The organism is Bradyrhizobium lablabi, assembly GCF_001440475.1.
In the GTDB taxonomy this organism is placed as follows: Bacteria; Pseudomonadota; Alphaproteobacteria; order Rhizobiales; family Xanthobacteraceae; genus Bradyrhizobium; species Bradyrhizobium lablabi.
On sequence record NZ_LLYB01000120.1, the window covers coordinates 14946 to 35228 of the forward strand.

The following is a 20283-nucleotide window of genomic DNA, read 5'->3' on the forward strand; positions in this document are numbered from 1 at the left end:
ACCGCCCGGGAAGTCATTTTCGACCGGGCCGACGGGCTTTGGCCCGCCATTTGAAACCGCTATCTTGCATTCGCCGATTCTCTAGCCTCACCGGTGACTGCCATGCTGCGGGTTTCCCGCTCCCTCACGATCGACGAAAACGACATCGAGATCGGCTTTGTCCGCGCCTCCGGTCCGGGCGGGCAGAACGTCAACAAGCTTTCGACCGCCGCCCAGCTCCGCTTCGATACGCGCAAGATCACGCTGCCGGAGGACGCCGCGCTGCGGCTGAACCGGATTGCGGGCCAGCGCATGACCAAGGAGGGCGTGATCGTGATCCACGCCCAGCGCTTCCGCACCCAGGAGCGCAATCGCGCCGACGCCATCGACCGCCTGCTCGAAATGCTGCGCGAAGCCCTGATCCGCCCGGTGCCGCGCCGCGCGACCAAGCCGACCTTCGGCTCCAAGCAGCGACGGCTGGAAGGCAAGAAGCGGCGCAGCGACATCAAGGCACGGCGCGGTCCATCGCGCTTCGACGACTGAGATCGCGCCGCCGCTTCGAGGCCTCGCCCACGGTTTCGAACAGACCGATGCTCCAGCAAATCGGACAGCCTCGAAACGCAAGCAGCACAAGGCCGCCAAGCGCGACCGAAGCCCAGGGATGGCTGGCGGCGATCGCGATCGCACACCACAGCGCACCAATACCTGCGGCACCGCGCAGCAAATGTTCCAACAGCGTCTTGCTGGCAAACATTGATCTTCTCCGGGATGTTGTTGTGAAATCGATGTTTCTTTGTTCTCACGCGCTTTCTTCACGCGGACCGGTGTCCCGCGCGAAAACGCTTTCAGTCGCGGATCAGATATTCCCGGATCATGAGCCGCGCCCGGTGAATGCGGGCCTTGACGCTTTCACGGCTCAGGCCAAGGACTGCGGCAATCTCGTCGATCGAGAATTCCTCGATATCGCGAAGCAGGATGACTTCGCGGTAATGCCCGGGCAGCGACTGGATCGCACGCGAAAGGTCCATGCGAATGTCTTCGGGCGCAAGGCGCGCCCACCGTTCGTCTGCCGTATCGACTGATACGTCGGGCATTCCGACCGACATTCGCAGCAGGCGATGGCAGGCCCGCCGGGCGACGGCGAACAGCCACGCCGAAAACGAGGTCACCGCTCGCAACGTGCCGATGCGCCGATACACGAGCAACAGCGTTTCCTGCACCGCATCGTCGATGTCAGACACCCGGCAATTGCGCGCGGCATAACGCCGGACGTCGGGCTGCGCCGCAGATATCAGCGACACAAGGGCCCTCTCGTCCCCGCCGCGCGCGGCTTCGATCAGCGAGGGATCGCAGCGGCTCGTTCTGGCCAATGCCGTCATGGCGACGGTAACCTGCGGCCGGCCAGCGCACACATCGGACAAAATCCGATAAATCCGGTCATAATCGCCACCGCTCCCGTTCCGGCGATCAAATAGCCGATCGGCAATCCCTGCAGGCCAAGAAGTCCGCAAGCGATCATGGCTGCGCCCGCGACCACCCTTGTCGTCCGCTCCCAAACCGGCAAATTCTTGCGATAGAACATAGCAGCTCCCATTGATTGTGCGCGAGAACCTCAAATCGTTCTCTCCCCCCTAGAGCCGCCGGGCCGCCTTTTCGGTTCGCGGCAGGCACAAAAAAACTCCGGCCGCCCATGGCGACCGGAGTTCTGTTTGGAGAGCAACCCGACGGAGGAGGCGGGTTTCCTCCAGGTGGTCTCTTACCGGCTGGACGCTGGAGGGGTAGCCGCGCCGCCCGTGGCTTTCGGCGCGGCGTGAGGCGCGCCGCTGCCGGCTCCGACGGTACCCTTCATGCCAGTTTTCGCGCCGGCCCTCTGACTGGGGGTGCCCGCCGTATCCTCGTCGATGCTGCCTGACGCGCCGCCCTGCATCTGGGTCGTGCCCTTTGCGCCGCCGCGGATCTGCGTGTCGGATGAGGCGCCTTGCGCCAGTACAGGGCCGGCAAGCAGGGCCGAGATTGCAACCGCGATCGCCGAGGTTTTCACTAGCTTCATCCATTTCTCCCAGGGTTGGTTTGGCGGCAAACAGTTCGGTTACTTCAAGCGCCGTCCCTCACCGAACATGCTCGTCGCCGGATCAGTCACGTGGCGAACGACGCGGGCGCCATGCAAGCCGCGCGATGTGGTGATCGTGCAGGGATTTCAGGGTCATTTTGCGAATCCTTGGCCACCGGCTAACCGCATATGCGGCGCCTCCGCAGCACCCGAAAAGTTCCGTAAAAATGTTTTGATCCACATGCTCCTGCCCGCACCAGCAACGCGAGCGGTCAGGCAGCCGGTCCGCGCCTGAAGCGCGGCCGCTTTTGTTCTCGCCTGAAACAGCCCGCTACTACCACCGCCTATTTTCCGCGACCTACAGTCTGCGCACGCCAACGGTGATGCACATGACGAAGCTCCGCACGATACGGGCACTCGGGCTGGGATTTAGCGCCTCGCTCCTCGTCGTGACCATGGCCGGCGCGCAGATGCCATTACCCGAAGCGAAGCCGCCGGATGGCGTAACGCTGTTCAAACAGCAATGCGCGACCTGCCACACCACCAACCTGTCCGACGCGGTCCGCCAGGGACCCTCGCTGCTTGGGATCGTCGGCAAGTCCGCCGGCAAGGCGGACGGCTTTCGCTATTCCACCGGCTTCGCCAAGGCCGACTTCGTCTGGGACGAAGCCAGGCTCGACGCCTATCTCGCCAACCCGCAGGCGACGGTGCCCGGCTCCATCATGGCCTACCGCCAGCCCAAGGCGGAGACCCGCGCCGCCATCATCGCTTATCTGAAGGAGCTGAACTGAATGGCAAAGCCCGTTCACTCGATGATCCGCGTGCTCGACGAGGCGAAATCGCTGAACTTCTACGCGCGCGCCTTCGGGCTAGAGGTCGCCGACCATCTCAAATTTCCGGATTTCGCGCTGATCTATCTGCGTCATCCCTCCTCGCCCTTCGAGGTGGAACTGACCGTCAATTTCGATCGCAAGGAGCCCTACGCGCTGGGCGACGGCTACGGGCATCTCGCCGTCGTGGTCGATGACGTCGTGGCCGAACATTTGAGGTTCGAGCGCGAGAGACTGTCGCCTGGGCCGCTGCGCGACTTCAAGCATGACGGCAAGACGCTGGCGCGCTTCTTCTTCGTCACCGACCCCGATGGCTACAAGATCGAGGTAATTCAGCGGGGTGGACGCTTCGGTTAACCGCAATCAACAAGCATTTAATGGAGGACATCCATGAGAGAAGTCGATCGTCGCAGCAAGTATGACCGCCGCGTCTTCCTGAAGGGCGCGGCCACCACGGTGCCGGCGGTTGCGATCGCGACCAGCACCGGCCTCGGTGTCAGCGACGCTTGGGCCGACGATGCCAGCACTCTGACACCGGCGACGCTGAAGACGCTGGTGAAGATGGCGCGCGATATCTATCCGCACGATTTCCTCGGCGACAGCTACTACATCACCGCCGTCAAACCGTGGGACGGCAAGGCGGCAAAGGATCCCGCCGTAAAGTCGCTGATCAATGACGGCGTCGCGCAGCTCGATCAGGCGGCAAACGAGCGTCACAAGGTTCCCTACGTGCAGGTATCCTGGGAGAACGATCGCGTGGCGTTGCTGCAGCGCATCGAACAGACCCCCTTCTTCCAGAAGGTCCGCGGCGACCTCGTCGTCTCCCTCTATAACCAGAAAGAGGTCTGGCCGAAGTTCGGTTACGAGGGCTCCTCCGCCGAGCACGGCGGCTACATCAAGCGCGGCTTCGCCGACATCGACTGGCTCCCGAAGGCTTAAAGCGCCAACGGCAACGAACAGTCAGGGAGGGAACCCACATGGCAAAATTCGATCTGAATGACAGCGGCGTGGTCGTGATCGTTGGCTCCGGCGCGGGCGGCGGAACGCTCGGCAACGAGCTGGCGCAGAAAGGCGTCAAGGTCGTGATCCTCGAAGCCGGCTCGCGCATCGAGCTGCAGGACTTCGTCAATGATGAATGGGAGAGCTTTACCCAGCTCGCCTGGTCCGACATGCGCACCACGTCGGGAAGCTGGCGCGTCGCCAAGGATTTTCCGAACCTTCCGGCGTGGATCGTGAAGGCGGTCGGCGGTTCGACAACGCACTGGGCCGGCGCCTCGCTGCGTTTCGACGAGCATGAATTCAAGGTGAAGAGCGCCTATGGCGACATCGCCGGCGCCAATCTGCTGGATTGGCCGATCACGCTCGCCGAGATGGAGCCGTGGTACACCAAGGCCGAGGACAAGATGGGCGTTACCCGCACCAACGGCATTGCGGGCCTGCCCGGCAACAACAATTTCAAGGTGATGGAAGCCGGCGCGAAGAAGCTCGGCTACAAGACCGTGCACACCGGCAACATGGCGATCAACAGCGAGCCACGCGACGGGCGCGGCGCCTGCCAGCAGATCGGCTTCTGCTTCCAGGGCTGCAAATCGGGCGCGAAATGGTCGACGCTCTATACCGAGATCCCCAGGGGCGAGGCGACCGGAAATCTCGAAGTGCGCCCCAACAGCATGGTGATCAAGATCGAGCACGACGCATCAGGCAAGGTGACGGGCGTGGTCTATGCCGACGAGAGCGGCGCGATGCAGCGCCAGAAGGCGCGGGTGGTGGCGGTCGCGGGCAATTCGATCGAGAGCCCAAGGCTGTTGCTCAACAGCGCCTCGAACATGTTCCCGAACGGCCTTGCCAACTCGTCCGGGCAGGTCGGCCGCAACTATATGCGGCACATGACCGGCAGCGTGTACGCCGCGTTCGAGAAATCGGTGCACATGTATCGCGGCACCACCATGGCCGGCATCATCCGCGACGAATCGAAGAACGACCCCAAGCGCGGCTTCGTCGGCGGCTATGAGATGGAGACGCTGTCGATCGGCGTTCCCTTCATGGCGGCGTTCCTGAACCCCGGCGCGTGGGGACGCTCCTTCACGTCAGCGATGGAGTCCTATCCACGCATGGCCGGCATGTGGCTGGTCGGCGAGGACATGCCGCAGGAAACCAACCGCATCACGCTGGATCCGAAGGCCAAGGACAAGTTCGGCATGCCGGTGGCGAGCGTGCATTTCGACGATCATCCCAACGACGTCGCGATGCGCAATCACGCCTACAAGCAGGGCGCAGCCGTCTACGAGGCCGTCGGCGCCACCGTGACCTATCCGACGCCGCCCTACCCGAGCACGCATAACCTCGGCACCAACCGCATGAGCGAGAAGCCGAAAGACGGCGTAGTGAACAAGTTCGGCCAGACCCACGACGTCAAGAACCTGTTCATCTCGGACGGCAGCCAGTTCACCAGCGGTGCCGCCTGCAATCCGACGCTGACGATCGTCTCGCTGGCGATCCGGCAGGCAGACCACATCGCCGGCGCGATGCAGCGCAAGGAAATTTAGAGCCTCAAACAAATGGAGCCCGGTTCTGATTTTTGTCAGAACCGGGCTCTAGCCACTGCAGCGAGAGAGACGGCGCAAAAGCGCCAATGAAATTGTTTCAGTGCAGACCAAGTGTCAGCACCGCTGACCCGCCTCTGCAAAAGAATAGCCGATGGAAATGCATGGCCGATCGCAAGAAATCGGCCTACGCTTCGAGACGCCCGGTCGAAATGTGATGCTGACCTGGAGCCAACTCATTCTCCAAACTCCAGTCGCTATTGCTGTACGGCCGCGGCGGATTTTCGTTCGCGCAACTGGCGTTGAGACCATCAGATTGGAACCCAACTTCAATACGTTGCAACGGCTTACGTCATTCGGCGCGAAGCGCGGGATCAAACTTGGCAACGGGAGGAACGTCTATGGGTAGCAACTTGAAAAGCGCATGTGACGGGATCTTGCAAAGGGTCGTGACTGGCAAGAACCGCGTTCCCGGCGTAGTGGCGATGATCACCAATCGCTCGGCCAACGTCTACGAAGGCGCCGCCGGCGAGCGTATCCTTGGCGCCGGTCAGGCAATGACGACAGATACCGTCTTCGCTATCTTCTCGACCACAAAAGCGATCACCGGGACAGCGGTCCTGCAATGCGTCGAGGAAGGCAAGCTCGACCTGGACGCCCCGGCCAAAACCTACGTTCCCGACATCGGCAAGCTCGAGGTGCTCGACGGGTTCGGCACTGACGGCAAGCCAAGGCTGCGGGCGCCGAAGCGCGACATCACCACCCGCATGCTGATGCTGCACACCGCCGGCCTTGGCTACGACTTCTTCAACGCCAATTATCTGCGTTTGGCGCAGGAGCACGGCCAGCCAAGCGTGATTACCTGCTCGAAGGCGTCGCTGATGACGCCGCTGCTGTTCGATCCCGACGACAAATGGGAATATGGCAGCAACATCGATTGGTGCGGCCAGGTCGTCGAGAGCATCCGCGGCAAGCGCCTCGGCGAGGTGATGAAGGAGCGGATCTTTGCGCCGCTCGGCATGCAGGACATCGCCTTCTCGATGACGCCCTCGATGCGCGGGCGTCTCGCTGCCATTCACCAGCGCGAAGCCGACGGAACGCTAACTCCCCTTCCCGACCTGCAATTGCCCCCGGAACCGGAAGTCGATATGGGAGGCCATGGACTCTACGGCTCGATCGGCGAGTACATGAAGTTCATCCGCATGTGGCTCAACGACGGCGCGGGACCGCAGGGCCGCGTGCTCAAGAAAGAGACGGTCGAGGCCGCCGTCCGCAACGGCCTGCAGGCGCACCAGACCGTCACCGTGCTGCCGGGCGTCATTCCGACGCTGTCGAACGATGCCGAGTTCTTCCCCGGCCTGAAGAAATCCTGGTGCCTCACCTTCATGGTGAACGACGAGGACGCGCCAACCGGCCGGCCAGCCGGAGCAATCGGCTGGGCCGGGCTCGCCAACCTGTTTTTCTGGATCGATCGAAAGAACGGGTTCGGCGGATATTGGGCGACGCAGATCCTGCCGTTCGGCGATCCGACTTCGTTCGTCGGCTACATGGATTTCGAGACGGCCGCCTATGCGACCGGCGAGGCGCGCGCCGCGGCATAGTGTCGGGCGAGCGCGACCTAACTGCGCCACGGCGCGCGACGTGTTCGAAACTCAAGAGAGAGCGCCGGCGTCGTGAGCGCGTGCTTTGCGATGGTGCCATCAACATGCCTGCTGTTCACGCAGGTCGGCGTCAACGCGTGGCAAGAAGCCGACTGAACCAGAGATGCGTGCTCACAACGGGAGGAAAGTCATGACGAATGTGCAAGGCCAATCCCAGACGGCTGGCGCGAAACCCGACTTCGATGCCGTCATCATCGGCGCCGGATTCTCCGGCATGTACATGCTGCATTCGCTACGCGACAAGCTTGACCTGAACGTCACGGTGTTCGAGGCCGGCGACGGCGTCGGCGGCACCTGGTATTGGAATCGCTATCCCGGCGCACGCTGCGATTCCGACAGCTACATCTACTGTTACACGTTCGACAAGAACCTGTTGCAGGAATGGAACTGGTCCGAGCGCTATCCGGAGCAAGACGAGATCCTGCGCTACCTCGAGCACTGCGCCGAGCGCTTCGACCTGAAGCCTGACATCCAGTTCGGCAAGCGCGTCGTCGAAGTCGTCTTCGATGACGACACCGAGCTGTGGACCGTGCGCACCGACAAGGACGATGCCGTCACGGCGCGCTTCGTCATTCCGGCCGTCGGTGCCCTGTCGACCGCCAACATGCCGCCGATCAAGGGGCTGAGCTCTTTTGCCGGCAAGTGTTACCACACCAGCCAATGGCCGCATGATGGCGTCGACTTCACCGCCAAGCGTGTCGGCGTCATCGGCACAGGGGCCACGGCGGTGCAGGCGATCCCGGAGATTGCGCAGCAGGCCAAGCATCTGACGGTGTTCCAGCGTACGCCAAACTTCTGCGTGCCTGCACGCAATGGTCGTGTCGATCCCGAAGTGACCAGAGCACGCAAGGCCGATTACGACGGTATCCGCCAGCGCATCAAGGATTCCTTCTTCGGATTCGAACTGAATTTCTTACCGAAAGCGGTGCTCGAAACAACGCCCGAGGAACGCGAGCAGGAGTTCGACAGGATGTGGGACGCCGGAGGCTTCGCCTTTTGGCTCGCGAACTACCAGGACATGTTCTTCTCCAAGGAGGCGAACGATGTCATCGCCGACTACCTCAAGCGCAAGATCCGCTCGATCGTCAACGACCCGGCGACCGCGGAGAAGTTGACGCCCAAGACTTATCCCTACGGCACAAAGCGCCAACCGCTCGACACCAACTATTTTGAAACCTTCAACAAGAAGAACGTGGCACTGGTGGATGCGAGCACCGATGGTCCAATCGAGGAGATCACGCCGAATGGCATTCGCGCGGGCGGCAGGGAGTACCCGCTCGACATAATCGTCGTCGCCACCGGGTTTGACGCGATGACCGGTCCCTTGAAGAACCTCGGTATCAAGGGGCGCGGCGGCAGGCCGCTGGCGCAGGAATGGGAGGACGGTCCGCAAACCTATCTCGGCCTGGCGATCGCCGGCTATCCCAACCTGTTCACAATCACCGGCCCGCAGAGCCCCTCGGTGCTGTCGAACATGCCGGTCTCGATAGAGCAGCATGTCGAGTGGATCAGCGAATGCATCGCCCACATGCGAAGAAACAAGCTCAAAACGATCGAGGCGAGCCCGGAGGCGCAGGACGCATGGAGCGCCCACGTCGCTGAGATCGTGAATTCGACCCTGATGCCCGGCACCAATTCCTGGTACATGGGCGCCAACATAGAAGGCAAGCCGCGCCGGTTCATGCCTTATCTCGGGCCTGAGGGCGTTGGCGGATACCGCAGAAAGTGCGCCGAGGTCGCAGAGAAGGGCTACGAGGGCTTCGTGTTCACGAGCCAAGGCCAAAGCGGGACCGCGCACACGATTGCGGCCTAATGAGCTCAATGAGCCTTGATCGGGGGCTGCGTTCAATGTCGCGGCTCCCGGGATGGTGATACCGAGCGCGCTATACGGCCCTATTCCTGCAAACGGAAGCGGCTCGGTCCTGAAAGGACCGAGCCGCTTTTCCTCATCGGATGGAACCTATTCGGCTGCGTCCATAATGGCAGCGGTGCTGCCGCGAAATTCCGGCACGACGACCGCGCTCTTGGCGCGATAGATCAGGCAGGAACAGCGCAACAGCGAGGCAAAATTCTTCACCTCGCCGTGGTGGTCGAGAACTTCGTCGTGCAGCGTGGTGAGAAACTTGGCGAGGCTCATTCCCTCTTTCGCCGCGATCTCCTCCAGCGTGTCCCAGAACGACATTTCCAGCCGGATCGAGGTGCTATGGCCGCCCATCCGCAGCGATCGGGTCTGCGATTCATAGTCGCGTTGGGGCTGGTGCGCGAACAGGTGGCACATGGGTTCCTCCAGCTAGATTATAATTTTTCTAAACGATATACCTGACCACACGACCTCACAATCCCAGGCCCAATCTGAGGTCCAAGCTCAGGTCATATCGACCCGCCGAGAACGAACCTCAGCATCTTCAAGGCGATAGTCCCCCCTCATTCCCAGCCGGGCATTGTTTCGGTCCTCTTCCCATGCAATTGCCGCCAGGGACGCCTAAAATGGCGGTTCAACCTCGAATCGACGCTTAAGCCCCATGCCCGTCCGCCAGCTCCCCGAACAGGTCGTCAACCGCATCGCCGCTGGCGAGGTGGTCGAACGCCCTGCGAGCGTCGTGAAGGAACTCGTCGAGAACGCCATCGATGCCGGCGCCAGCCGCGTCGATATATTCACCGACGGCGGTGGCAGGCGGCGGATCGGCATCACCGACGACGGCAGCGGCATGACGTCAGCCGACCTTGCGCTTGCCGTCGATCGCCACGCCACCTCCAAGCTCGACGACGAAGACCTCCTGCGGATTCGCACGCTGGGCTTTCGTGGCGAAGCGCTGCCCTCGATCGGCGCGGTGGCAAAGCTTGGAATCACCACGCGCCATGCGAGCGAGCCGCATGCCTGGTCGCTGTCGGTCGAAGGCGGGGTGAAATCACAGATCATGCCGGCGGCGCTGACGCAGGGCACCCGCGTCGAGGTCAGCGATCTCTTTTATGCGACACCGGCGCGACTGAAATTTCTCAAGACCGATCGCACCGAGGCCGAGGCGATCCGCGAAGTGGTGCGGCGGCTTGCGATGGCGCGGCCCGATATCGCTTTCACATTGGCCGGCGAGGAGCGCGCGCCGGTGACCTGGGCCGCGGCGCTGCCCGGCGCGGCGGGCCGGTTGACGCGGCTCGGCGATATCCTGGGGAGTGATTTCCGCTCTTGCGCCATCGAAGTCCGCGCCGAGCGCGAAGGCGTCGTGGTCGAAGGTTTCGCCGCAGCCCCCTCGCTGACGCGCGCCAATGCGCTCGGGCAATATCTGTTCGTCAACGGCCGCCCGGTGCGCGACAAGCTCATTCTCGGCGCGGTGCGCGCGGCCTATTCGGATTACCTGCCGCGCGACCGCCATCCCGTGGTGGCGCTGTTCGTGACGCTCGCACCGCAGGAGGTCGACGCCAACGTGCACCCGGCCAAGACCGAGGTGCGGTTTCGCAACGCCGGCCTCGTCCGCGCGCTGATCGTGCATGCGCTGAAGGACGGGCTTGCCCGCGAAGGCAGGCGCACCGCGGCGAATACCGATGGCGCGGCACTGTCGGCGTTCCGGCCGTCGTTTGCGCCGCGCTCGACCAACTGGGACTGGCGAAGTTCGCCGGCCTATCCGGTGCGGCCCGCACCTTCCTTCGAAGGCTCGGCCGCGCCGGCTTTTGCCGAAGCGGGCCAGGCCGCCTTCGATGTCGGCGCGCCGACCGCGGACGTGCGCTTCGAGGCGCAGCCCGCAGCCGACCTGCTCGATCGCCCGCTCGGCGCGGCGCGCACGCAAATCCACGAGACCTACATCGTCTCGCAGACCCGCGACGGGTTGATCGTCGTGGACCAGCACGCCGCGCATGAACGCATCGTCTACGAAAAGCTGAAGGCGTCGCTGGCGAGGAATGGCGTGCAGCGGCAAATTTTGCTGATCCCGGAGATTGTCGAGCTTGATGAGGCGACCGTCGAAAAGCTGCTCGACCGCGCCGAAGAGCTCGCCTCCTTCGGACTCGCCATCGACTCCTTCGGTCCCGGCGCGGTGGCCGTGCGCGAGACGCCCTCGCTGCTCGGCAAGGCGAACGCCGTTGGACTATTGCGCGATCTTGCCGAGCACATGGCCGAATGGGACGAGGCGCTGCCGCTGGAGCGCCGCCTGATGCATGTCTCCGCCACCATGGCCTGTCACGGCTCGGTCCGCGCCGGCCGACGCCTCAAGCCGGAAGAGATGAACGCGCTCTTGCGCGAGATGGAAGACACGCCGAATTCCGGCCAGTGCAACCACGGCCGCCCGACCTATGTCGAATTGAAGTTGAGCGATATCGAGAAGTTGTTTGGAAGACGGTAGTGAAGCGTTGGGTGGGCAAAGGAGCGATGGCGACGTGCCCACCATCTCCATCGAAAATACGCGGTGAGAATGGTGGGCACGCTTCGCTTTGCCCACCCTACGGACCTCGCAAAAACACGAACTCCGTATCGTCATACGCCCGCCGCTCCAGCTCCTCGAATCCCTCAGGCGCAGTGAACGCCGCGGCCTTCTCCTCCTCCACCACCAGTAGCGCGCCCGGTGTCAGCCAGCCTCCATCGCGCAGCGAGGCCAGCGCCTTCTCCGCGAGCCCCTTGCCGTAGGGTGGATCGAGGAACACCAGCGAGAACGGCTCGACGGGATGCGCAGGTCCCAGATTGGTGGCATCGCGGCGATAGACCTTTGTCACGCCGCCCAGCCCCAGCGCCTCGACATTGTTGCGCAACAGCGCCCGCGCCTCCGCACCATTGTCGACGAACAGCGTGAAGCTGGCCCCGCGCGATACCGCCTCGATGCCGAGCGCGCCGGTGCCGGCGAACAGGTCGAGCACGCGCGCGCCTTCGATCGGATCGTCATAGGCGTGGATCAGGATGTTGAACACGGACTCGCGCAAGCGATCCGCCGTCGGGCGAATCTCCCGCGAGGATGGCGAGGCCAGGTTGCGGCCCTTCAATCGTCCGCCGACGACGCGCATCAACGTGCGGCCCGGCTGCGCTCCCGTCCCCCTTGCGGGGAAGGGTTGGGGAAGGGGGTGCCACACAGGCAGACTTCCCGTGGGATACCCCTCTCCCTGCCCCTCCCCCGCAAGGGGGGAGGGAACGGAGAGAGCATCCGTGCGGGCGCAAAGAAGCGATGAGGAGTTGAAGGCCGAAATTCGAACTTCATCGGCCGCCCCTACTCGTCCCGCGGCTTCAGATCGCGCTTGCCGTGGTAGCCGCGCTTGGGGCGGCGCGGCGGGCCGTAGCCGTTGGCTTCGTCCTCGTTGCGCGCGCGGGCTTCCTCGCTGCCGGTACGCTGCACCAGCACGCGGCGGCCCTTGCGGTCGGCGATCAGCGCGCTCTTGCCCGCCGGCTTGAACGGCTTCTTGCCGCGCGGCGCGTCATCCTCGTCGTCGGATTTCTCGCCCGGCATCGGCCGGTTGAAATCGGCGCCCGCGAGGCTCGCGATCTTCTCGCCGAGCTGTTCGCGCAGCACGCGGGTCTTGACCTCCTCGACCTGCCCTTCTTCGAGTTCGCCAAGCTGGAACGGCCCGTAGGACACGCGGATCAGCCGGTTTACCTCGAGCCCGAGATGGGCCATGACGTTGCGCACCTCGCGGTTCTTGCCCTCGCGGATCGCAAACACCAGCCAGACATTGGCGCCCTGGTCGCGCTCCAGCGTCGCATCGATCGGTCCGTATTTGACGCCTTCGACCTCGACGCCCTTCTTCAGTTCGTCGAGCTGCGCCTGGGTGACCTCGCCATGGGCGCGCACGCGATAACGCCTGAGCCAGCCGGTGTCGGGCAGTTCGAGCGCGCGCGCAAGCCCGCCGTCATTGGTCAACAGCAGCAAACCCTCGGTGTTGAAATCGAGCCGACCGATCGAGATCAGCCGCGGCAGCCCTTCCGGCAGATTGTCGAACACGGTCGGCCGCCCCTCGGGGTCGGCATGCGTGGTCATCAGCCCGCGCGGCTTGTGATACATGAACAGCCGCGTGCGCTCGCGCGGCGGCAACACCTTGCCATCGAGCGCGATCACGTCATTGGCGGTGACATCGAGCGCCGGCGAATTGATCACGCGGCCGTTGACGGTGACGCGACCCTGCGTGACCATTTCCTCGGCATCGCGGCGCGAGGCAAGGCCGGCGCGCGCCAGCACCTTGGCGATGCGCTCGCCGGCCTTTTTCGGCTTCGGCTCCGCGCGCGGCGCACGCTTGTCGAAATCGGTCGGGCGCTCGCGATAGGCGCCGCGGCCGCCGAAGGCCGGGCGCTTTGCGAAGATCCTGCTGTCGTCTTCATTGTCGCGGCGCGGACGGTCGCTGAACCGCCCCTCGCTGCGCGGATGCTCCTGCCACTCGGTGCGGCCTGCGGGCCGCCCACGGTCACCATCCCGCTCGTGGCGCTCACGCGGACGGTCGAATTTCGGCCGGTCCTCGCGCGAACGCGAAAACCGCGGCCGCTCGTCGCCACCGCGATCCTCGCGCGAACGGTCGAAGCGAGGCCGGTCGAAATTACGCGCGCCATCGCGGGAAGGACGGGAATCGCGCCCTCCTCGATCATCACGCTTTTGCCACGGCTTGTCCTCGCCTCGCTCGGGCCGATCGCCGAAATCCTTTCGCGGCCCGCGCGAAAAACGCTTCTCGCCATCGCGCGGCGGGCGGTCGCCATCCTTCCGGAAACCTTCCCCGCGCGGCGTGTAGGGCCGCTTGCCGCCGAACTTCTTGTCGGAGAAACGACCGGCCGGACGGGCATCGTCACGGCCACGGCGCGGGCGATCGTCGCGATCATAGTTGGGCCGCTCGCCGCGCGGCTTGAACGAACGCTTCTCGCCGTCGCGATCCTCGCGCGGGCGAAAATCCTTCCGCCCGCCGCGGTCTCCGGAGTCGCGCTTGCGATCTCCGAAATCCTCACGTGGCCGATCATCCCGGTCAAATCGCGCCCGCGGCCGATCGCCAAAATCCCGGCGCGGCGGACGGTCGTCGTCGCGGCGGAACGAACCGCCTTCCCGCTTGCCGGCGTAGGGCTTCTTGCCGAACGATTTTGCGCCGTCGGATTTCCCGGCATACGGCCGCCGTTCACCGCCGCCGCGGTCATCGTCCCTGGCGCCAAAGCCGCGCTTGGCGAACTTCTTCTCGGGCCCCCTCGCCACACCCGAGCGGCCCTTTCCTGCACCGGCGCGGCCCCGGTCGCCGCCCGGCCGGTCACGCCGGCCGCGGGAATCGTTGTTTTTGTCGTTATCGCGGGGCATGAATGGTCTCTCGGATACGGATGAAATGGCTATCAGACGGATGCGGATGGGCTGTCATAGCGGTAACGCGCGCGCGCTTCGTTCAAGGCGCATTCTCACGCAAAACCGGCATCCACGTTTGCTGAAGGCGCAGCTAGTAGCAGGTTTCTGCCGATGATACGAGGCATGACGGCCCCTTCTTTCATGGATTTGGCGCTGAAAACGGCCGAAAACGCCGGAAAAGGCGGGGAAGTTCCGATCGGCTGCGTGATCGTGAGGGATTACGAGGTGATCGCCACCGCCGGCAACCGGACCCTGACCGACCGCGATCCGACCGCGCATGCCGAAATCCTGGCGATCCGGCAGGCGGCCGAGGCCATCGGCACCGAGCGGCTGGTCGATTGCGACCTCTACGTCACGCTGGAGCCCTGCACCATGTGCGCCGGCGCGATCTCGTTCGCCCGGATCCGGCGGCTCTATTACGGTGCCGCCGACCCCAAGGGCGGCGCGGTGGATTCCGGGGTGCGATTCTTCGCCCAGCCAACCTGCCATCATGTGCCAGAGGTCTATTCGGCGGTCGGCGAGAACCGGGCCGCGACACTGCTGCGGGATTTTTTCAGGGAGCGGCGCTGATGGGCTTGTAGCCCGGATGGAGCGAAGAGCAATCCGGGGCCGGTGCACGCGGCATCCCGGATTTCGCTTCGCTCCATCCGGGCTACGAAATCATCCCGCCGTAAAAAACTCCCGCAACAATTTCGCCGTCGCTTCCGGATTCTCCTCGGTCAGAAAATGCCCGGAGTCCACCGGCGCACCTTCCACCTTCGTCGCCCATTTCTTCCACGTATCGAGCGGCGTCGTTGCAGCGCTTGCGACACCGGCGTCGCCCCACAACGCCAGCATCGGGATCGTGATCTGCCTGCCGGCATCGAAATCGGCCTTGTCGATCTCATAGTCGGCATAGGCACCGGCACGGTAGTCCTCGCACATCGCATGCACGCGGGCGGGATCGCGGAACGGCGCGAGGTAATGCTCCAGCGCGCGCGGATCGATGGCGTCGAGCGTCTTCGATTTGGTCTGGCTCGCCATCTTCTGCCGGAGGAAGAATTCTCCATGGTCCGAGATCAGCGTCTCCGGCAGGGGATAGGGCTGCGCCAGAAACGCCCAATGATAAATCTTCAGCGCCGAGAGCCGGTTCATCCTTTCCCAATAATCATAGGTTGGCGCGATATCGAGCACGGCCAGTTTCGACAGCCGGCCCGGATGATCGAGCGCCAGCCGGTACGACACGCGCCCACCGCGATCGTGCCCGGCGAGCGCGAAATGCACATGGCCGAGCTGCTCCATCGCCTCCACCATCACTTTCGCCATCGCACGCTTGGTGTAGGGCGTGTGATTATCGTCGCTGCGCGGCATGTCCGACCAGCCATAGCCCGGCAGGTCGGCGATAATCAGCGTGAAGCTATCAGCCAGTAGCGGCACCACCGGATGCCACATCACATGCGTCGATGAGAATCCGTGCAGCAGCAACAGCGGCGGCCCCTTGCCGCCGACGCGGGCGAAGATGCGGCCCGAGGAGGTGTTGATCCATTCGGACGCGTAACCAGGAAACAGATCGGCAAGATCGGGCATGGGCGCTCCTCCATGGGCTGCGGCTCTTGCTTCAAACTTTGTTTGCGTTGCCGCCGGCAGACCGCAGGTTTATGCCATCCCCCAAGCCCGACCAAGAGAAACAACAAGCGAGGAACCACCGATGTCGATCGATTTCGAAATTCCAGCCGAGGCCAAGGCGATCCGCGAAAAAGTCCGCAAATGGGTGCATGAGGAATGCATCCCCGCAGAGAAGGAACTCGATACCAAGCCGCTCGCCGAAGTGCTAGGACCGCTGCGAGCCAAGGCCCGCGCGCGCGGCCTGTGGTGCCCGTGGGTGCCGAAGGAATATGGCGGCATGGGCCTCGGTCCGCTGGCGAACGCGCTGGTGCAGATGGAGCTTGGCGAGAGCATGTTGGGCGCGCTGTCGATGAACACGCAGGGGCCCGACGATGCCTCGATGATGACGATCCTCGCCCATGGCACGGAATATCAGAAGGAGAGGTTCCTCAAGCCCCTGCTCAACGGCGACAAGCGCATCTGCTTCTCGATGACGGAAAAGGCCGCCGGCGCCGACGCCACCGGCATGCAGACGACCGCGGTGAAGGATGGCAACGAGAATTACATCCTCAACGGCGAGAAGTGGTTTTCCTCCTCCGCCAGCGTCGCCGACATGGCGCTCGTGATGGCGAAGACCGATCCGAACGCGCCGCGCCACAAGCAGTATTCGACCTTCCTCGTCGAGCTGCCGAACCCCGGCTACAAGATCAAGCGCAACGTCGCCAACATGGCGATCGAGGGCCCGCATGACGATGTGCTTCACGGCGGCCACTCCGAAATCGAGATCAAGGATCTGGTGGTGCCGGCCGACAATCTCGTCGGCGGCGAGGGCAATGGTTTTGCGATGGGCCAGCACCGCCTCGCCTATGGCCGGCTCCGCCACGGCATGCACAACGTCGCCAAGGCGCAGCGCGCGCTCGACATGGCGGTGGCCCATGTCACCAAGCGCTCGACCTTCGGCCAATTGCTCGCCGACCGCCAGGCGGTGCAGTTCATGCTCGCCGACTGCGCCAGCGAGCTCTATATCGGCCGGCTGATGCTGCTGCACATCGCCTACAAGGCGGAGAAGGGCCTCGATATCCGTCAGGAGAACTCGATCGCGAAAATCTTCCATGCGCACATGGTGCACAAGGTGATCGACACCGCGATCCAGCTCCACGGCGCGCTCGGCTTCAGCCAGGATACGCCGCTGGCGAAGTGGTACACGCAGGTGCGCTCGCAGCGGCTGGTCGACGGTCCGGACGAAGTGCACAAGTGGAAGATCGGCAAGAACGTCATCAAGGCGTTCCGCGAGCACGGCACCACGGCGAGCGCGGCCGGCGGGGATTTGCTGTAGCCTTGCCGTCATTGCGAGCAAAGCGAAGCAATCCACATCTCCACACGGGGATAGATGGATTGCTTCGTCGCTTCGCTCCTCGCAATGACGCTGGAGGCGGTTAGCGCGCGCCCTTCTCCGCCTCGACCGCTTGCCACGCAATATCGCGGCGGCAGAAACCGTCCGGCCAATTGATCCGATCGACGGCCTCATAGGCGCGTTGCTGCGCTTCCAGCACGGTCTTCCCCATCGCGCACACATTCAGCACGCGCCCGCCATTGGCGACAATGCCACCATCCTTCGCCGCCGTGCCGGCATGGAAGATCTCGACGCCCTCGATCTTGGCGGCATCGTCGAGGCCCTCGATACGCGTGCCCTTCCTGTAGTCGCCGGGATAGCCCTTCGCCGCCATCACCACCGTCAGCGCCGGATCGGGAAACCAGCGCAGATCAAAGTGCTTCAACTCCCCGTCGCAGGATGCCAGGAACGCCGGCACAATGTCGGACATCATCCGCAACATCAGCACCTGACATTCGGGATCGCCGAAGCGGACATTGTATTCGAACAGTTTTGGCCCCTGCTCCGTCAGCATCACACCGGCGTAGAGCACGCCGCGAAACGGCGTGCCGCGCTGCTTCATGCCGGCGACCGTCGGCAGGATGATCCGCGCCATAATCTGATCGTGGATTTCCGGTGTTACGAACGGCGTCGGTGAGTACGCACCCATGCCGCCGGTATTCGGCCCCTCGTCGTGATCGAACACCCGCTTGTGGTCCTGCGCCGTGGCGAGCGGGATCGCGGTCTCGCCGTCGCACAGCGCGAAGAAGCTGATCTCGCGGCCGGCAAGGAATTCCTCGATCACGACTTCGGTGCCGGCGGAGCCGAACGCACCGTCGAACATCATGGCGATGGCGGCCTCGGCCTCGGCGAGAGTCTTTGCGACCACAACCCCCTTGCCGGCCGCCAGGCCGTCGGCCTTCACGACAATCGGCGCGCCCTGCTTGCGCACATAGGCCAGCGCATCGTCTGCCGTCGTGAAGCGGCCATACGCGCCGGTCGGAATACTGAACTCGGTGCAGAGCGCCTTGGTGAACCCCTTGGAGCCCTCGAGTTGGGCAGCCTGCTTGCTCGGACCGAACGCCTTGATGCCGGCGGCGGCGAGATCGTCGACGACGCCGGCGGCCAGCGGCGTTTCCGGGCCGACCACGACAAGGTCGACAGTGTTGCTCTTGCAGAACTCGATCACGGCGGGATGATTCGCAACGTCGAGCGCCACGCACTCGGCTTCCCGCGCGATGCCGACATTGCCGGGCGCGCACCACAGCTTAGTGAGCAGCGGGGAAGCGGCAATCTTCCACGCCAAAGCGTGTTCGCGGCCGCCGGAACCGAGCAGGAGAATGTTCATGGGAAGTGCAGCCAAATGGAGGGTTGCCGGCAATTGCGCGACGGTTTAGCACGACAGCGGCCGGCCGCAACAACGCGTCTATTCCTGTGTGGATATGTGCCGTGACACCCCTGTGATGGCCTCCGTACCTTGCGGAAGCGCTGGAAAAGGCCGATTCTAGGCATATGCCTGCTGAGAACCTCATCAACGCGCCTGAATTCACCGTCTCGGAACTCTCCTCCGCCCTGAAGCGGACGGTGGAGGACCGGTTTGGCCATGTCCGCGTCCGCGGCGAAATCTCCGGCTTCCGCGGCCCGCACTCCTCCGGCCACTGCTATTTCGCGCTGAAGGACGAGAGCGCCAAGATCGAGGCCGTGATCTGGAAGTTCGCCCACGCCCGGATGCGGTTCAAACCGCAGGAAGGGCTGGAGGTCATCGCCACCGGCAAGCTCACGACCTATCCGAACTCCTCGAAATACCAGATCGTCATCGAGTCGCTCGAGCCCGCCGGCATCGGCGCGCTGATGGCGTTGATGGAGGAGCGCAAGAAAAAACTCGCCGCCGAGGGCCTGTTCGACGAGGCGCGCAAGCAGTCGCTGCCCTGGCTGCCGGAAGTGATCGGCGTCGTCACCTCACCGACCGGCGCCGTCATCAGAGACATCCTGCACCGGCTGCAGGACCGCTTCCCCCGCCGCGTGCTGGTGTGGCCGGTCAAGGTGCAGGGCGAAGGCTCCGCCGAGCAGGTTGCCGCCGCGATCCGCGGCTTCAATGCGCTACCGGAAGGCGGCCGAATCCCGCGGCCGGATCTGTTGATCGTCGCGCGTGGCGGCGGCTCGCTGGAGGATCTGTGGTCGTTCAACGAGGAGATCGTGGTCCGCGCCGCCGCTGACAGTATGATCCCGCTGATCTCGGCCGTCGGCCATGAGACCGACATCACGCTGATCGATTTCGCCGCCGACAAGCGCGCGCCGACGCCGACGGCGGCGGCCGAAATGGCGGTCCCGGTCCGCAGCGAATTGTTTGCCGAGGTCGAAAGCCTGGCGCGCCGCACCATGGTGTGCTGGCAGCGCGGCCAGGAGAGCCGGCGTAATGAATTGCGCGCCGCTGCCCGCGCGCTGCCCAGCTTGAGCGAATTGCTCGCAATCCCCAGGCAGCGGCTGGATCATCTCGGCGCCGCCCTGCCCCGCGGATTGAAGGCCAATACGCATGCCCACCACCGCCGCTTCTCGCAGCTCAGCGCCGGGCTGACGCTGAAGGTGCTGCGTGGACAGGTCGCGCAGGCCAACCACCGCCTCACGGTTTCGGGTGAACGCATCAGCCTGTCCGCCCGTGCGCTGCTGCGCAACCGGCGCGATCGCTTCGCCGGGCTGGAAGTCAGGCTGAAGACCTCAAAGCTCTCCAACGCCCAGGCGCAGCGCAATACCATCGCGCGCGACCGCGAACGCACGCACCGGCTGGCCGAGCGTGCCCGCCGTGCGCTGCTGACCGCCCTGCAGCGGCTCGATGCGCGCGTCGCCCATAGCGGGCAATTGCTGTCGGCGCTGTCCTATCGCGGCGTGCTTGCCCGCGGCTTTGCCCTGGTGCGCGACGAGCACGGCCACGCCGTCCATGCCGCCGCCGCGGTCGGACCGAGCGCGCGTCTCTCCATCGAATTCGC

Annotated in this window: 20 protein-coding genes; 11 read left to right on the forward strand and 9 right to left on the reverse strand. The window is 64.2% G+C overall.

Translation table 11 applies throughout. The features are described 5' to 3' along the window. Positions 1-102: 102 nt before the first annotated feature. Complete coding sequence (gene arfB, locus CQ14_RS33420; protein WP_057862026.1) at positions 103-522, forward strand: alternative ribosome rescue aminoacyl-tRNA hydrolase ArfB; 420 nt, start codon at positions 103-105, stop codon at positions 520-522. On the opposite strand, the gene CQ14_RS33425 is transcribed toward arfB, so the two are convergent. The 4 genes from CQ14_RS33425 to CQ14_RS33440 form a co-directional block, all read right to left on the reverse strand. Continuing rightward, positions 485-733: a hypothetical protein gene (locus tag CQ14_RS33425; RefSeq protein ID WP_063800459.1), complete on the reverse strand. Its 249-nt coding sequence runs from the start codon at positions 731-733 to the stop codon at positions 485-487. The genes arfB and CQ14_RS33425 overlap by 38 nt on opposite strands. A 91-nt stretch (positions 734-824) precedes the next feature. Next, entirely contained in the window at positions 825-1358 is a 534-nt protein-coding gene (locus CQ14_RS33430; protein WP_057862027.1) for an RNA polymerase sigma factor, read from the reverse strand. Continuing rightward, the gene (locus CQ14_RS33435) at positions 1355-1573 is read right to left on the reverse strand and encodes a YgaP family membrane protein (RefSeq protein WP_347337179.1); all 219 of its coding nucleotides are present in this window, start codon (positions 1571-1573) and stop codon (positions 1355-1357) included. The genes CQ14_RS33430 and CQ14_RS33435 overlap by 4 nt, the downstream gene beginning before the upstream one ends. A gap of 162 nt (positions 1574-1735) precedes the next feature. Next, a complete protein-coding gene (locus CQ14_RS33440) occupies positions 1736-2029 on the reverse strand; it encodes a hypothetical protein (protein WP_057862029.1) in 294 nt (97 codons plus the stop codon). Positions 2030-2418: 389 nt separating this feature from the next. Between CQ14_RS33440 and CQ14_RS33445 the strand changes: the two genes are divergently transcribed. The 6 genes from CQ14_RS33445 (at position 2419) to CQ14_RS33475 (ending at position 8876) form a co-directional block, all read left to right on the forward strand. Further along, positions 2419-2820: a c-type cytochrome gene (locus tag CQ14_RS33445; protein WP_245320729.1), complete on the forward strand. Its 402-nt coding sequence runs from the start codon at positions 2419-2421 to the stop codon at positions 2818-2820. Then, on the forward strand, positions 2821-3216 hold the full coding sequence (locus CQ14_RS33450; protein ID WP_057862030.1) for a VOC family protein: 396 nt from the start codon (positions 2821-2823) through the stop codon (positions 3214-3216). Between the two features lie 33 nt (positions 3217-3249). Beyond that, on the forward strand, positions 3250-3798 hold the full coding sequence (locus tag CQ14_RS33455) for a twin-arginine translocation pathway signal (RefSeq protein ID WP_057862031.1): 549 nt from the start codon (positions 3250-3252) through the stop codon (positions 3796-3798). Positions 3799-3836: 38 nt separating this feature from the next. Further along, on the forward strand, positions 3837-5405 hold the full coding sequence (locus CQ14_RS33460) for a GMC family oxidoreductase (protein ID WP_057862032.1): 1569 nt from the start codon (positions 3837-3839) through the stop codon (positions 5403-5405). Positions 5406-5803: 398 nt separating this feature from the next. Next, positions 5804-7003, forward strand: coding sequence for a methyl acetate hydrolase AcmB (gene acmB, locus CQ14_RS33470; protein WP_057862034.1), 1200 nt, complete (start codon positions 5804-5806; stop codon positions 7001-7003). Positions 7004-7193: 190 nt separating this feature from the next. After that, positions 7194-8876, forward strand: a complete 1683-nt coding sequence (locus tag CQ14_RS33475) for a flavin-containing monooxygenase (RefSeq protein WP_057862035.1) — start codon at positions 7194-7196, stop codon at positions 8874-8876. A 147-nt stretch (positions 8877-9023) separates the two neighbouring features. On the opposite strand, the gene CQ14_RS33480 is transcribed toward CQ14_RS33475, so the two are convergent. Next, positions 9024-9341, reverse strand: a complete 318-nt coding sequence (locus CQ14_RS33480; RefSeq protein WP_057862036.1) for a ribbon-helix-helix domain-containing protein — start codon at positions 9339-9341, stop codon at positions 9024-9026. A gap of 244 nt (positions 9342-9585) precedes the next feature. Here CQ14_RS33480 and mutL point away from each other — a divergent pair, with 244 nt between their 5' ends. Further along, positions 9586-11397 carry a DNA mismatch repair endonuclease MutL gene (gene mutL / locus CQ14_RS33485; RefSeq protein WP_057862037.1) on the forward strand — a complete coding sequence of 604 codons (1812 nt, stop codon included), beginning with the start codon at positions 9586-9588 and terminating at the stop codon, positions 11395-11397. 97 nt (positions 11398-11494) lie between these two features. On the opposite strand, the gene rsmD is transcribed toward mutL, so the two are convergent. Continuing rightward, on the reverse strand, positions 11495-12049 hold the full coding sequence (rsmD, locus tag CQ14_RS33490) for a 16S rRNA (guanine(966)-N(2))-methyltransferase RsmD (protein WP_057862038.1): 555 nt from the start codon (positions 12047-12049) through the stop codon (positions 11495-11497). Positions 12050-12249: 200 nt separating this feature from the next. Continuing rightward, complete coding sequence (locus CQ14_RS33495) at positions 12250-14301, reverse strand: pseudouridine synthase (RefSeq protein ID WP_057862039.1); 2052 nt, start codon at positions 14299-14301, stop codon at positions 12250-12252. 165 nt (positions 14302-14466) lie between these two features. On the opposite strand from CQ14_RS33495, the gene CQ14_RS33500 reads away from it, so the two are divergent. Further along, complete coding sequence (locus CQ14_RS33500; RefSeq protein ID WP_245320730.1) at positions 14467-14913, forward strand: nucleoside deaminase; 447 nt, start codon at positions 14467-14469, stop codon at positions 14911-14913. A 90-nt stretch (positions 14914-15003) separates the two neighbouring features. Here CQ14_RS33500 and CQ14_RS33505 read toward each other — a convergent pair whose 3' ends face one another. Beyond that, complete coding sequence (locus CQ14_RS33505; protein ID WP_057862041.1) at positions 15004-15909, reverse strand: alpha/beta fold hydrolase; 906 nt, start codon at positions 15907-15909, stop codon at positions 15004-15006. A 121-nt stretch (positions 15910-16030) separates the two neighbouring features. Here CQ14_RS33505 and CQ14_RS33510 point away from each other — a divergent pair, with 121 nt between their 5' ends. Further along, positions 16031-17263: an acyl-CoA dehydrogenase family protein gene (locus CQ14_RS33510; protein WP_057862042.1), complete on the forward strand. Its 1233-nt coding sequence runs from the start codon at positions 16031-16033 to the stop codon at positions 17261-17263. 100 nt (positions 17264-17363) lie between these two features. Here CQ14_RS33510 and purD read toward each other — a convergent pair whose 3' ends face one another. Beyond that, the gene (purD, locus tag CQ14_RS33515; RefSeq protein WP_057862043.1) at positions 17364-18647 is read right to left on the reverse strand and encodes a phosphoribosylamine--glycine ligase; all 1284 of its coding nucleotides are present in this window, start codon (positions 18645-18647) and stop codon (positions 17364-17366) included. Between the two features lie 164 nt (positions 18648-18811). Between purD and xseA the strand changes: the two genes are divergently transcribed. Continuing rightward, positions 18812-20283, forward strand: a 1472-nt coding sequence (gene xseA, locus CQ14_RS33520; RefSeq protein WP_057862044.1) for an exodeoxyribonuclease VII large subunit, incomplete at its 3' end; no start/stop codon positions are given.

Excerpts from the sequence above, each read along its gene's own strand:
- CQ14_RS33510 (WP_057862042.1), top strand. The coding sequence starts at position 16,031 with ATGTCGATCGATTTCGAAATTCCAGCCGAGGCCAAGGCGATCCGCGAA.
- CQ14_RS33435 (WP_347337179.1), bottom strand. The coding sequence starts at position 1,573 with ATGGGAGCTGCTATGTTCTATCGCAAGAATTTGCCGGTTTGGGAGCGG.
- CQ14_RS33430 (WP_057862027.1), bottom strand. The coding sequence starts at position 1,358 with ATGACGGCATTGGCCAGAACGAGCCGCTGCGATCCCTCGCTGATCGAA.
- CQ14_RS33445 (WP_245320729.1), top strand. The coding sequence starts at position 2,419 with ATGACGAAGCTCCGCACGATACGGGCACTCGGGCTGGGATTTAGCGCC.
- arfB (WP_057862026.1), top strand. The coding sequence starts at position 103 with ATGCTGCGGGTTTCCCGCTCCCTCACGATCGACGAAAACGACATCGAG.
- purD (WP_057862043.1), bottom strand. The coding sequence starts at position 18,647 with ATGAACATTCTCCTGCTCGGTTCCGGCGGCCGCGAACACGCTTTGGCG.
- CQ14_RS33450 (WP_057862030.1), top strand. The coding sequence starts at position 2,821 with ATGGCAAAGCCCGTTCACTCGATGATCCGCGTGCTCGACGAGGCGAAA.
- CQ14_RS33425 (WP_063800459.1), bottom strand. The coding sequence starts at position 733 with ATGTTTGCCAGCAAGACGCTGTTGGAACATTTGCTGCGCGGTGCCGCA.
- CQ14_RS33495 (WP_057862039.1), bottom strand. The coding sequence starts at position 14,301 with ATGCCCCGCGATAACGACAAAAACAACGATTCCCGCGGCCGGCGTGAC.
- CQ14_RS33480 (WP_057862036.1), bottom strand. The coding sequence starts at position 9,341 with ATGTGCCACCTGTTCGCGCACCAGCCCCAACGCGACTATGAATCGCAG.
- CQ14_RS33460 (WP_057862032.1), top strand. The coding sequence starts at position 3,837 with ATGGCAAAATTCGATCTGAATGACAGCGGCGTGGTCGTGATCGTTGGC.
- acmB (WP_057862034.1), top strand. The coding sequence starts at position 5,804 with ATGGGTAGCAACTTGAAAAGCGCATGTGACGGGATCTTGCAAAGGGTC.
- rsmD (WP_057862038.1), bottom strand. The coding sequence starts at position 12,049 with ATGCGCGTCGTCGGCGGACGATTGAAGGGCCGCAACCTGGCCTCGCCA.
- CQ14_RS33440 (WP_057862029.1), bottom strand. The coding sequence starts at position 2,029 with ATGAAGCTAGTGAAAACCTCGGCGATCGCGGTTGCAATCTCGGCCCTG.
- CQ14_RS33505 (WP_057862041.1), bottom strand. The coding sequence starts at position 15,909 with ATGCCCGATCTTGCCGATCTGTTTCCTGGTTACGCGTCCGAATGGATC.
- mutL (WP_057862037.1), top strand. The coding sequence starts at position 9,586 with ATGCCCGTCCGCCAGCTCCCCGAACAGGTCGTCAACCGCATCGCCGCT.
- CQ14_RS33500 (WP_245320730.1), top strand. The coding sequence starts at position 14,467 with ATGACGGCCCCTTCTTTCATGGATTTGGCGCTGAAAACGGCCGAAAAC.
- CQ14_RS33455 (WP_057862031.1), top strand. The coding sequence starts at position 3,250 with ATGAGAGAAGTCGATCGTCGCAGCAAGTATGACCGCCGCGTCTTCCTG.
- CQ14_RS33475 (WP_057862035.1), top strand. The coding sequence starts at position 7,194 with ATGACGAATGTGCAAGGCCAATCCCAGACGGCTGGCGCGAAACCCGAC.